Here is a 13,280-nt window from a genome sequence, read left to right as displayed (position 1 = left end):
TTATTTGTGACAATTTTCGCGAAAGGCCCCACAAGATAGAAAGAAAACGCTACAATGATTTGAGAAGAAACACACGAAAGGAGGCGCCTCATGCAAACACTGACAGATGTGCCGCGGCCAGGCGCCTTCATTATTTTGGGCGTGACCGGGCGGCCGGCGCTGGTGCGGCATCTTGCGGAAATGGGCCTGTTGGTGGGCAAACGCATCACCGTGATCCAGACCGCGGATGGCCCAACCGGCATGCTCGTGTTTTTCCAAGGCCAGCGATTGGCGATCTCAAACGACATTGCGGCCAACATTCAAGTCGCTCCGTTGACCGCTGCGCAGCTCGACGACGCGGTGCCGCTGGCTGGCGTTGGCGTGCACCGCTCGGCGATCGTTGCCAAGCTCACCGGCACGCCGGCGTTGCGGCAACGGCTGATGGACATGGGCCTGACGCGTGGCACGATGGTCACGGTGCATCAGGTGGCCCCGCTCGGCGATCCGCTCGAGCTGGTCGTGCGCGGGTACAAACTCAGCTTGCGCAAAGCCGACGCGGCCTCGGTGCTGGTGGCGGAGGTGGACGCGCATGACTGACATGACGATGACCGCCACTACCTATGCCCTAGTCGGCAACCCCAACTCAGGCAAAACGACGCTGTTCAACGCCCTGACCGGCGCGCGCCAGAAAGTGGGCAACTGGCCCGGCGTCACGGTGACGCGCAAGGCCGGCCGCTTGAAAAATGCCGACGCGACGATCGTTCAGGACCTCCCAGGCACCTATTCGCTGTCGCCGTACAGCAGCGAGGAGATCATCACCCGCGACTTTTTGCTTGATGAAAAGCCTGAGCGTGTGATCAACGTGGTGGATGCCACGAACCTCGAGCGAAACCTCTACCTAACGCTTCAGGTGATGGAGGCGGGGCGCCCGCTTGTGGTGGCCTTGAACATGATGGACGTGCTGGCGAAAAGCGGGCGCCAGATCAATGTGAAAAAGTTGAGTTATGCGCTTCAGGTGCCAGTCATCCCGATCTCAGCGCTGAAACGCGACCACCTCGACGACCTGATTGCCTCGTGTCAGACGCCGACCAGCGGCAACTATCCGTATCCCGAATACGACCCGCGCCTCGAATCCGCCCTCAGCATGATCGCCGACCAACTGCCGGAGACCCCTGCTGACCAGCGGCGATGGCTCGCAATCAGGCTTTTCGCCAAGGACGAGGCGGTGGTTGCGGCCACAACGCTCACGCCGACCCAACACCAAGAGATCGCCGCGACGATCGCCACGGCGGAAAAACTGTTCGGCGACGACAGCGCCAGCATCATCGTCAACGCCCGTTACGACTTCATCGCGCGCATCATCGCGATGGCCGTGGTCGATGAACAGGATTTCGTCGAATCCGTGTCCGACAAGATCGACCCCATCGTCACCAACCGCTGGCTCGCGCTGCCGATCTTTGCGGCGGTCATGTGGGCCGTGTATTATCTCTCGATTCAAACAGTCGGCACGCTCGGCTCCGATTGGCTCAACGACACCGTCTTCGGCCAGTGGCTGCCAGGCGCCGCGACGCATCTTTTGACGAGCTGGCAAGTCGCGCCATGGCTGCAGAGCCTGCTGGTCGATGGCATTATCGCTGGCATGGGCGCCGTGCTTGGCTTTTTGCCCCAGATCATGATGCTGTTCCTGTGTTTGGGCATCCTGGAAGATTGCGGCTACATGGCGCGCATCGCGTTTGTGATGGACCGCATTTTCCACCGCTTCAACCTCTCCGGCAAATCGTTCATTCCGATGCTGATCGCGACAGGCTGCGGCGTGCCGGGCATCATGGCCACCCGCACCATCGAAAGCGACAAGGATCGCCGAATGAGCATCATGCTGACGACATTCATGCCCTGTTCCGCCAAGCTGACCATCATCGCGATGGTCGCCGGCACCTTTTTCCCGGCCCAGTCCTGGGTCGCCCCCAGCGCGTATTTCATCTCGATCCTAGCCGTCATCGGCTCCGGTGTCTTTTTGAAAAAAACGGCGCTGTTTGCCGGGCCACCGGCGCCCTTCGTGATGGAATTGCCGGCGTATCACTTACCGAAGCTGCAAAACCTCGCGCAAAGCGTCTGGCAGCGGGCGGCCGGCTTCGTCCATAAAGCCGGCACTATCATCTTCCTGTCATGCGTTGCGCTGTGGTTCCTCGCAAACTTCAACTGGCGCCTGCAGATGGTCTCGCAAAATCAGAGCCTGCTGCGCGACATCGGCCTGGTGCTCGCTCCGCTGTTTGCGCCGCTGGGCTTTGGCGACTGGCGGGCGACCGTTGCCACCTTGGCCGGCCTGATCGCCAAGGAAAATTGTGTGGGGACCCTGCGCATCGCATTTGGCCCCGGCAACTTCGGGGACTTGCTTCGCGGCGCCTATGTGCCCATGGCCGGTTACGCGTTTTTAGTTTTCAACCTACTGTGCGCGCCGTGCTTTGCGGCGATCGGCACGATGTATAAAGAATTCGGTGAGGCGCGCTGGACCTGGCGCGCGGTCGGCTACCAAACGGCCGTGGCCTACATGGTCGCGACCATCGTGTTCCAAAGCGGCCAACTCGTTGCCGGCACCGCCACCCTGGCAGGGGCCGGGCTCGCCGCAGTTTTTGCTGGAATCATTATTTTTGGATTGTTCATCAAGCAGTCGCAAGCAGACGCGGCCCTTGCGTGAACGGGGAGGCCAATGATGGCAACGTTCATTATTGCAGCATTGTTGATCGCATTGATCGGCGTCGTGGGGTACAATCAGTTTTTTAATAAGAAGAAAAAAGCAGCCGGCTGCAGCAAATGTGCCGACGCCGGGTGCCCCTTGTTCGACCAAGCCCAAATGATGAAGCAAAACAGTCAAAAAAAGGCGTAAAGAAGAAGTGGACCAACTGGCGGGCTTGGGTCTCTCCAACAACAGAGCCGTTTTTGGGACCTGTTGTTGGAGGCCCTAGCTGCTCGGACCCGGACAGTTTGCCCACGTCACTGCGATAACAGTCATGCGCTATCTAGGAACTGGGCCAAGACCCTGTTTTGTCCCAGTCGCCACAACCACTAACTTGTTGAGGATATTATGCGATCGGAAATGAACTACTACAAATTCAGCCGCGACGAATGGGCGACATTTCATGCCCACAATTTTGCCTCGGTCTCAGACGCTGAGCTGACTCAGCTGCGTTCCTTGAACGATATGATCTCGATGGACGACGTGAAAAAGATCTACTCACCGCTGCGTCACCTGATTCATATCCGGTACCGCGACTATCAGCAGGACGAATACACGCTCAGCCAATTCATCGGCATCCCGCACCACCCGCACCCGTTCATCATCGGCATCGCCGGCAGTGTGGCCGTCGGAAAAAGCACCACGGCGCGCCTGCTGCAGCTGCTGCTTTCGCGGGCGTATCCCGACCGTTCGGTGCAGATGATCACCACGGACGGCTTTTTGTATTCAAACGCCGAGCTCGAGCGCCGCGGCATTCTGGACCGTAAAGGCTTCCCCGAAAGCTACAACATGGATCTGCTGATTCATTTTCTGAATAATGTGAAAAATAATTCCGGCGTCATTCGCGCGCCGAAATATTCGCATCAGATCTATGACATTGTGCCCGATGAGGAAGAGGTGCTCGATCACCCCGACATCCTGATTGTCGAAGGCATCAACGTCCTGCAGCTGCCGAGCAAACAGCCGATCTACATCAGCGATTATTTTGATTTTTCCATTTATGTTGACGCCGATCCCGCGCTGATCGAACAGTGGTACCTCGAGCGGTTCGGCATGTTGCTGGACACGGCGTTCACCGACCCGACTAACTATTATTACCAATACGCGATCGGCGACCGCAACGAGGCGTTCCAGATGGCCAAGGACGTGTGGCGGGATGTGAACTTGAAGAACCTCAACGAGTTCATCCTGCCGACGAAAAATCGGGCCGACGTCATTTTACATAAGACGCACGACCATTTGATCGATGAAGTGGCGCTGCGCAAGTTCAACTAGCAGCCAGTCAGTCAAGTCGTTCAGTTAGCAACCGGTCAGAGAGACGTTCAATTAGCAGCCTGTCAGGAAAAAGAAAATAAACAGCGGGGCGATCGCAAGTAAGACGCCGAAGCCGCAGAGCATCGCCGCCTGCCGATGGTGGCCGCGCCCCCATGTGAGCGCGGCCAGCAGCAGGAGGGCCAAACTCAAGGTGAAAAATGTCATCGTCATGGTGATTCCTCCAGGACGCATTTTCCCAGAAACAGGAGCTGGCGTCTTGGCGCGGCTGGAAACTTGGGGAAAATCCAATGAATGAGTTTTTTCTCATCTTGAATTGACCGGCCGGCGAATTTTCCGTATAGTAGGAGCAACTTAAATAAGGGAGTGTGGGCAAACGTGGCAAACCAGACCCAGGATTACGATAAGATCATCGTCCTCGATTATGGCAGTCAGTACAATCAATTGATCACGCGGCGCATTCGCGAGTTCGGCATTTATTCCGAGCTCAAGCCGCACACGATCACGGCAGATGAAGTGCGCAAGATCGCGCCAAAGGGCATCATCTTCTCTGGTGGTCCCAATTCGGTGTATGACAAAGGCGCGCTTGGCGTTGACGATGAGCTCTTCGAACTCGGCATTCCGATCTTGGGTGTGTGCTACGGCATGCAGCTGATGGCCCAGCGCCTCGGCGGGGATGTTGAGCCCGCCAGCAACCGTGAATACGGCAAGACCGAGATCACGGTGACGGATCCGACCGCCGCTGTCTTCAAGGACCTGCCAGCCACCCAGACCGTTTGGATGAGCCACGGCGACCTCGTGCAAAAGGCGCCAGCCGGCTTCCGCGTCACCGCAACCTCGAAAAATTGCCCAATCTCTGCGATGGACGACGACGAACGCAAATTCTACGGCATCCAGTTCCACGCTGAGGTCCAAAACACCCAGTATGGCCACGAGATCCTGCACCATTTTGCCTTCGATGTTTGCGGCGCAACCGCGAACTGGAACATGGGCGACTTCATCGACGACCAGATCGACTCCATTCGCGAAGAAGTCGGCGACAAGCAAGTCTTACTTGGCCTTTCCGGCGGCGTGGACAGCTCCGTTGTTGCGGCGCTGCTCAATAAGGCAATCGGCGACCAGCTGACCTGCATCTTCGTGGATCACGGCCTGCTGCGCAAAAACGAAGCGGACCAGGTCATGGAGAGCCTCAACGGCCGCCTCGGCGTGAAGATCATCAAGGTCGACGCCGCGGACCGTTTCCTCGGCGACCTCGCCGGCGTCACGGATCCTGAGCAAAAGCGCAAGATCATCGGCCGCGACTTCATCGAAGTCTTCAACGACGAAGCTCGCAAGCTGCACGGCATCGAATACCTCGCGCAAGGCACACTCTACACCGACGTCGTGGAATCCGGCACCGACACCGCCCAGACGATCAAGTCCCATCATAACGTCGGCGGCCTGCCAAAAGACCTCCAGTTCAAGCTCATCGAACCGCTCAACAAGCTCTTCAAGGATGAAGCACGTGAGCTCGGCGAACGCTTGGGCCTGCCGCATGACCTCGTTTGGCGTCAGCCATTCCCAGGCCCAGGCCTCGGCATCCGCGTTCTCGGCGAAGTGACCCGCGAAAAACTCGAGATTGTCCGCGATTCCGATTGGGTCCTGCGTGACGAGATCGCAAAAGCCGGCCTTCAGGAAGAAATCTGGCAGTACTTCACGGTTTTGCCAGGCTTCCGCTCCGTCGGCGTCATGGGTGATGGCCGGACCTACGATTACACCATCGCGGTTCGTGCAATCACCTCGATCGACGGCATGACTGCCGACTTTGCCCGCATCGACTGGAACGTCTTGCAGAAGATCTCGGCTCGCATTGTCAACGAAGTGGCGCATGTCAACCGCGTCGTGTACGATATCACGAGCAAGCCGCCGGCAACTGTAGAGTGGGAATAAAAGGTACATGTAAATTGAACCCGGAATGTTGATTTAACGGCATTTTCGGAAGATACAAAGGATACGATTGGCGGGGGATTTGTTACGTTCCCCGCCAAAATCCCCGCCAAGTTTGGGCCGAATTGAGGGCTAAGTTGGCGGGGATTTTTAGGTTAGTTCGTCAGTCTGTGCTTATGTTCCTTACCGTTGTTAGAGCCACTAATATCAGTGATCTGGGAGCGGTGCTTGCTAACAACTCGGTTTCGTACTATGCTGCCAATAATGCGAAATCATGTATCTAATCATTCATTTTTTCTTAAGGAGTTCACCATGTCTGACCAAACTGAACATATGCTTCCTGACATAATTTCCAAGGCCCTAGCGCTACCAGTCGTTCGCGTTGATCGGCGCACATTCTTAACCAAATTATTTCCGCGTGCCACAGAAGTTGAATTGATGTCGATTCTCAAAGATGGCCCGCAAGCCGTCTACACATTGGAACAGCTGACTAAGGTTGCCCGTCGCGTCGTCATGCACGATACCGAGAAGACCTCGGCAATTTCATTTGCCGCGGGATTGCCCTCAAATATCGCCGTCGCTGCTGGAACCGGTACAGCTGACCTTGTACAATACTATGGTTTTGCCTTACGTATGGCCCAAAAGGTTGCTTATATTTACGGTCAAGAAAATCTCTTCACCGAAGAGGGAACATTGTCTGAAGACGGCGAGCGGGATGTCATGATCTATCTCGGCGTAATGCTGGGCGTTGCTTCAGCAAATTCCGCATTGATGTTTATCTCTAAGGGACTGAGTAATACACTAAGCAAGAAGTTCATGGCAACCGCGGTCACTCGCACAACATGGTATCCGCTATTGAAGAAGATTGCCGGATACATTGGTGTCTCCGTAACCAAAAAATCAACCTCTGCTGTGATTTCAAAGTCACTCCCTGTTATCGGTGGCGTTGTCTCTGGTGGTCTGACCTTGATTACTTTTAGACCGATGGGTAACCGATTGATTAAAACTTTTGAAACCACGCTCACGGCAACTCCTGACCAAATCAAACAGGCACAAAACGTTATCCTTGAAGATGTCAAAAACTCTTCAAACAAGTAGGCGCGATTTAGTAAAAGGAATTAGATTATAGCAATCTAGCTCATTTGTATATTAAATTGAAATATTAAAATTACCGTGAGAATTCCCGTCAATGTGGCCTATTCGGCCGAGCTGGCGGAGATTTTTGTAATCATCTGAGAAAGCGCTATACATTATTTAATACCTTCTTGTAGCTTGCTATATTCTATTAGATAATTAGCCTAAGAACACCATGTAGGGGGAGCAAAATGGCAATCACCGAGTACGAAGATCAAATTCAAGAAATCGTAAGCAAACCGGATCATTCCGAGTTTATTTATGATTTTCTGGGCGTTTACGACATTCCTAGAGCAACTGTTACCAAGTTACGCAAAGGAATGAACAACCTAGCGAAAGAAGCGGGTGCGGTCTATCTGAAAAATAAGTTGTACTTCAGAGAGGGCACTGGCGATTTAATGCAAGACTATGCTGACCTGCAAGAACGAGTTGACGAACTTGGTTCCAAGCCGCGTTATCTTCTGGTTACGGATTACCAGCACTTGCTAGCCAAGGATACAAAGACTAACGAGACGCTCGATATCGAATTCGCGAAGTTGCCACAGTATTTCGACTTCTTTCTAGCATGGAACGGCATTGAAAAGGCTGATTTCGAGAAGGAAAATCCTGCTGATGTTCGGGCGGCTGAACGGTTTGCAAAGCTATACGATGTCGTGGTTAAAGATAACCCGGATGCAACACGCAAAGGATTGAACCTATTTCTGATTCGTATTCTTTTCTGCCTGTTTGCCGAAGATACCAATATTTTTGAACATGACTTGTTCACTAATCGGGTTAAGCAGATGACTGCTGATGACGGTAGCAATTTTGACCAATTCATCGGTAGTCTCTTTGGCGTGCTGGATTTTGAGAAGGCGCAGCGGCCAGTCGATACCCCTAGCTGGTTGAATGACTTTCCTTACGTTGACGGCGACTTGTTCAAAGACCAGCATGAGTCCTTACACTTTAGTGCCAAGTCTCGGAAGCTTATTATTGAAGCTGGGGAGCTGCTCAAATGGGATCAGATTAACCCAGATATACTTGGTTCGATGATTCAGGCAGTTGCCAGTGAAGATAGTCGCAGCCATCTTGGCATGCATTATACTTCTGTGCCGAACATCATGAAGGTTATCAAGCCTCTGTTTTTAGATGGATTGCGTGAAGACTTTGAAGCCGCTAAGGATAATGAAGATAAGTTACAGCAATTGTATGATCGCATTGGCAGAATCAAGTTTATGGATCCAGCCTGCGGTTCTGGTAACTTTCTGATTATTACTTACAAGGAATTGCGGCAGCTTGAAATTGATATTCTGATTGAGCTTAACAATATTGGTGTCTCAACTATGTATGTTCCATCGGTTACGCTGGATCAGTTCTATGGAATTGAAATTGACGACTTTGCATGTGATGTAACGCGATTGTCGTTGTGGATTGCTGAGCATCAGATGAACGTAAAGCTGCATAGGCAAATAAGTGATGCTGTACGACCGACGTTGCCTCTTCAGCATGCGGGGGCGATTCTTCAAGCTGATTCGTTGAGTGTTGATTGGAACTCTATTATGCAAGTTGATTTAAATACCGAGGCGTATGTTTTCGGAAATCCTCCGTATGTTGGACACTCAAAACAAACGACAAACCAAAAAAAAATGATTAGAAAAATCTTTACAGGCATTTCTGGTAGTGGCTATCTTGACTACATCGCCGGTTGGTTAGAACTTGGATTTAGATATATTCTGGGTAAGAGAGCTAAAATTGCATTTGTTACGACGAATTCAATTTTTGAGGGCGAACAGGTGGCTATTTTATGGCCTCATATACTGGAAAAGTTACAGATTCATTTTGCTTATCAATCGTTCAAGTGGAAAAATAACGCAAAAGGAAATGCTGGAGTTACTGTTGCAATTGTTGGACTTCAAAATAAGAATGATAAGATTCAATGTCATCTGTATGGCGACCAAGGGTTTAAGTGTGTGAATCATATTTCGCCATATCTAATTGAAGGTAGCGATGACGTTGTAGAGGATCTTTCACTGCCGCTTTCTCCACGCCCTGAAATGCAATTTGGTAACAAGCCGACGGATGGCGGCGGACTGATCTTTAATGATGAGGAATATAATGAAGCCATAAGCAAGTATCCTGAACTAAAGAGGTATCTGCGCAGGTATGTTGGTAGCGATGAACTGGTAAAAGGGAAGCGAAGATATGTCTTGTGGCTAAGTGAGCATGACGTAAAGGCACTCTCCAACAATCCACTGGTTCAGAGCAGACTTGATATCGTTCGTTCAGCAAGATTAAAAAGTGGAACCCCGTCAACAAAACAATGGGCAAGCAAACCTTATATGTTCAAACAGATAGCTCCCTATTATAAGAAGCAGAGCTTGCACGGGTATGTAGTAGTCGTTCCCGCGGTTTCTTCCGAGAACAGGGAATACATTCCAATGGGATACCTGTCAAATGAGGATACAATATTAAACAACCGAGTTTATGGTGTTTTTGATGCTTCTCTATGGCTCTTTGCTATCTTACAGTCAAGAATGCATCTGGTTTGGGTTGACCGCGTGGGTGGAAAATTAGAGACACGGTATTCGTACTCCTCCGGTATCTGCTATAACGCCTTCCCGTTTCCGGTATTGACTGAGAGGAAGAAGGCAGAGCTAGAAGAATACGCTTTGCGGATTCTTGATATTAGAGAAGAATTGGGGGGGAGTTTAGCAGATATGTATGGAACTCCCTGTGCAAAGACGAATGCGAAACCGATGAACTTAAGGTTGCGAGACGCACATCAAGCGCTAGATAAGGCTGTGGATCGTGCATATCGCAGTAATAATTTTCCGGACAATAACAGTCGATTTGAGTTATTAATGTCCCTGTACAAGGAAGAACAAGGAGGCATCAGCAATGAGTGAAAAAAACACTATTAACATCTCATATCATCAGACAGCGAAAAGTACGAATACTGATGATTTAGGCATGCGTGAGATGCAGGCACGTGTCTATCAACATCGCAGTTCACAGTACATTTTGGTTAAGGCGCCACCAGCTTCTGGTAAGTCACGGGCTTTGATGTTTGTTGCGCTGGATAAGTTGGCTAATCAAGGTGTCCGAAAGGTTATTGTTGCCGTTCCCGAACGCTCGATTGGGAAGTCTTTCCAACACACCGAGTTAGCTAAGTTTGGTTTCTATGAAGATTGGTCAGTAGATTCGCAGTATGATCTTACTCTAAATGGTGGAGATGCGGGCAAAGTTCAGAAATTCATTGATTTCATGAATGACGATACGGCTACCATTCTCATTTGTACACACGCCACGCTGCGTTTTGCGTATGAGAAAGTCGATGATGATCACAAGTTCGACAACGTAATGTTGGCGATTGATGAGTTTCACCACGTTTCTTCTGAAGACAGCTCTGTCCTTGGTGGTGCGCTGAAGAACATTATGCACAACTCAACGGCACATATACTAGCAATGACGGGGTCTTATTTCCGTGGCGATTCGTCGCCAATCCTAACGCCGGAAGATGAGCAGCAGTTTGATAAGGTCAATTATACCTATTACGAACAACTGGATGGCTACAAGTATCTGAAGTCTTTTGGTATTGATTACAAGTTCTATCAAGGCTCATACCTTACGGCTTTGGATAAAGCGGTAGACGTGTCTAAGAAGACCATCATTCACATTCCTAGTGTTAATTCAAGTGAATCAACCAAGGACAAATACAATGAGGTTGATGCTATATTTGACACCATTGGAACGGTTGAATCGCAGGATGATGAGACGGGGATATACACGCTTAAGAGCCATGTGGATGGACGTTTATTGAAGGTTGCTGACCTAGTCAATGAGGAAGGCCGCGACAAGGTTCAAGAATACTTACGTAAGATGAAGCAGGCTGATCAGTTGGACATTCTGATTGCGCTAGGAATGGCCAAAGAAGGCTTTGACTGGCCATGGGCTGAACAGGCGCTGACCATTGGCTATCGACGTTCGTTAACGGAAATTGTGCAGATCATTGGCCGAGTTACGCGTGATAGCTCCAATAAGACGCATGCTCAGTTTACGAATATGATTGAACAGCCGGATGCTAAAGACGGTGATGTACAGTATGCGGTCAACTCGATTCTCAAGGCGATTACTGCCTCATTGTTGATGGAACAAGTACTGGCTCCGGAGATTCACCTGAAAGCACGCAAGCATAAGACCGACAAGTATTCAGGCAATGGTGGTGATATCTTTGTCCGCGGTCTGAAAGACCCGTCGACTAAGGCTGTTCGTAGCATCATTGAGAATGACATGCCTGACCTGAAGGCGGCCATACTGCAAGATAACGCGGTGAAGAATGGTATTGCGGCTAATGTGGACGCTGAGACGATGAACAAGGTACTGATTCCTAAAGTCATTATGACCCGCTACCCAGGTCTAAATAATGAGGAAGTCGAAGAAGTTCGTCAGTACGCGGTAGCAGACACTGTGCTTCGACATGCTGTCGTAGATCAAACTACGGATAAGCACGGTAATACCAACGAGTTCTTACGAATGGCTGATAAGTTCATCAACGTCGATGAGCTGGATATCAACTTAATTGATTCTATTAATCCGTTCCAACGGGCATATGAGGTGCTGTCACAAAATATTGACAGTGACGTCTTGCGGACAATTCAGCGTTCTATTGACGCAAAAAAGTTTGATTTTGATGAAGCTGAACTCGTCTACCTGTACAATCAGACTAAGCAATTCATCGCTGATAACGGTCGGGAACCGGATAAAGGAAGTCGCGATGAGCTTGAAGTGAAGATGGCGTATGCGCTTGCTAAATTAAGGGATATGCAGGCACGGAGGCAGCAGAATGGATAATCAAAACTTGATTCGGTCGCTGGATGACATTTTTAGTGATCCGGACGCAACGTCTTTGCTCGCTAGCAAACCCAAACATGCTCCTGTAAGCTATGACCCCACGCTAGAAGGATTTCAGGAGATAACCGACTGGGTGATTGCTCATGACGGTAACGAGCCACAGAAGCTGCGAGATCCGTCACAGATGAAACAGCGCAAGTTGGCAAGTCGATTAAAAGGTATCCGTGAAGATCCAGACCGCCGGGATTTGTTGATGCCGTATGATAAAGCGGGGTTACTAACTGTTCATGAAGACGGTCCGGCGTTGAATGAAATTGTGAAAAACGAAAAGCAGGATTTTGCATCACTGGACGATATTCTTAGCGATGATTCCATTCTGTTTAAGAAAAGTGATCAGCAAGCTGCCGGTAGTAAGTTGTTCGATACCAAGAAGCTCAATGAAATTCAGCGTGAGCAAGAAAACCGTCCGGAAGTGATTTCTCAGCGTAAGCAGATGAAGGAATTCAGTCAGTACGAGGCTATGTTCCACAAGGTTCAGGCTGAAATTGCCTCTGGTCAGCGGCAGCTTCGCCCATTCAAAAATTATGAGTTGCTGGGCAAGCACTTCTACGTTCTTAAGGGACAGTTACTGTATATTGATGAGATTGGCGAAGAAGTTGAGCTTAATGACAATAGCAATCGGAAAACCGACGCAAGGATGCATGTAATCTACGATAACGGGACTGAAAACAACCCGACTCGAAATGGGCTTGCTTCATCTCTGTATGGGCGTCAAGGTAGGATTGTTACGGAAGTTGAGCATGGGATTGAGCTGACAAGTGACGACCACGTGACGGGGTTCATATATATACTGGAATCTTTGAGCGACAACCCTCAGATTAAGCGAATACAAGCTGAGCATCCGCTATACAAGGTTGGGTTTACAACCGGATCCGTACAGACAAGAATTGCCAACGCTGAGAATGAGTCAACTTATCTATATGGTCCAGTACGACTTGTCGGCGAAATTAAAGTGGTAAACTTGAAAGCCGAAGCGCTGGAAACTGCACTGCATCATGCATTAGCAGAATATCAGTTGGATGTAGATATTACCGCAGCTAACGGGCGAATTGTTAAGCCGCGTGAGTGGTTTGCTGTGGATATTGATTCTATTCAGAGCATTGCTCAGAGCATTGTTACCCAGTTGAAAGCTGAATTCTCTTAAGGAGGAGCTATTAGCTTCGGCGAATTGGAATTGATAGAGGAATAATTATGGGAAAAATGTATTTTGCTAAAATGAATATAAATGAGGATATTTTTGAAGTTTATGAAGGAAAGAAAAAATTAAACCTCAATTTTCAAGTCAAGTGCAACGATGATAACGAATCCTTGATAGTGGTCTAGGTTGTTAAGCCATGCGTTGGTA

9 protein-coding genes and 1 pseudogene are annotated in these 13,280 nt (G+C 50.1%); 9 read left to right on the top strand and 1 reads right to left on the bottom strand.

Features of this window, described 5'->3' with window-relative positions:
* The first annotated feature begins 90 nt into the window (after window positions 1-90).
* From EKM95_RS00045 to coaA, 4 genes and pseudogenes are all read left to right on the top strand, one after another.
* Window positions 91-576, top strand: a complete 486-nt coding sequence (locus EKM95_RS00045) for a FeoA family protein (protein ID WP_125695788.1) — start codon at window positions 91-93, stop codon at window positions 574-576.
* 7 nt (window positions 577-583) lie between these two features.
* A pseudogene (feoB, locus tag EKM95_RS00040) lies at window positions 584-2,531 on the top strand (ferrous iron transport protein B); the annotation flags it as partial.
* 158 nt (window positions 2,532-2,689) lie between these two features.
* Entirely contained in the window at window positions 2,690-2,863 is a 174-nt protein-coding gene (locus EKM95_RS00035) for a FeoB-associated Cys-rich membrane protein (RefSeq protein WP_125695787.1), read from the top strand.
* A gap of 198 nt (window positions 2,864-3,061) precedes the next feature.
* Window positions 3,062-3,988, top strand: coding sequence for a type I pantothenate kinase (gene coaA / locus EKM95_RS00030; RefSeq protein ID WP_125695786.1), 927 nt, complete (start codon window positions 3,062-3,064; stop codon window positions 3,986-3,988).
* Window positions 3,989-4,039: 51 nt separating this feature from the next.
* Here the strand turns inward: coaA and EKM95_RS11570 are convergent, their stop codons facing one another.
* Window positions 4,040-4,198 carry a hypothetical protein gene (locus tag EKM95_RS11570; protein ID WP_164510017.1) on the bottom strand — a complete coding sequence of 53 codons (159 nt, stop codon included), beginning with the start codon at window positions 4,196-4,198 and terminating at the stop codon, window positions 4,040-4,042.
* A 165-nt stretch (window positions 4,199-4,363) separates the two neighbouring features.
* On the opposite strand from EKM95_RS11570, the gene guaA reads away from it, so the two are divergent.
* From guaA to EKM95_RS00005, 5 genes are all read left to right on the top strand, one after another.
* On the top strand, window positions 4,364-5,914 hold the full coding sequence (guaA, locus tag EKM95_RS00025; RefSeq protein WP_125695785.1) for a glutamine-hydrolyzing GMP synthase: 1,551 nt from the start codon (window positions 4,364-4,366) through the stop codon (window positions 5,912-5,914).
* Window positions 5,915-6,223: 309 nt separating this feature from the next.
* Window positions 6,224-7,009 (top strand): hypothetical protein, encoded by a 786-nt coding sequence (locus tag EKM95_RS00020; RefSeq protein WP_125695784.1) that lies wholly within the window; start codon window positions 6,224-6,226, stop codon window positions 7,007-7,009.
* 227 nt (window positions 7,010-7,236) lie between these two features.
* The gene (locus EKM95_RS00015) at window positions 7,237-9,930 is read left to right on the top strand and encodes a DNA methyltransferase (RefSeq protein WP_125695783.1); all 2,694 of its coding nucleotides are present in this window, start codon (window positions 7,237-7,239) and stop codon (window positions 9,928-9,930) included.
* The gene (locus EKM95_RS00010) at window positions 9,923-11,875 is read left to right on the top strand and encodes a DEAD/DEAH box helicase (RefSeq protein WP_125695782.1); all 1,953 of its coding nucleotides are present in this window, start codon (window positions 9,923-9,925) and stop codon (window positions 11,873-11,875) included. Before EKM95_RS00015 ends, EKM95_RS00010 begins: the two co-directional genes overlap by 8 nt.
* Window positions 11,868-13,079, top strand: coding sequence for a GIY-YIG nuclease family protein (locus EKM95_RS00005; protein ID WP_125695781.1), 1,212 nt, complete (start codon window positions 11,868-11,870; stop codon window positions 13,077-13,079). Before EKM95_RS00010 ends, EKM95_RS00005 begins: the two co-directional genes overlap by 8 nt.
* Window positions 13,080-13,280: the final 201 nt, after the last annotated feature.

Source organism: Lacticaseibacillus yichunensis, assembly GCF_003946405.1.
Lineage (GTDB): Bacteria > Bacillota > Bacilli > Lactobacillales > Lactobacillaceae > Lacticaseibacillus > Lacticaseibacillus yichunensis.
Note: the sequence above shows the minus strand (reverse complement) of the source record. Positions and strands in the feature narration are given on the sequence as shown.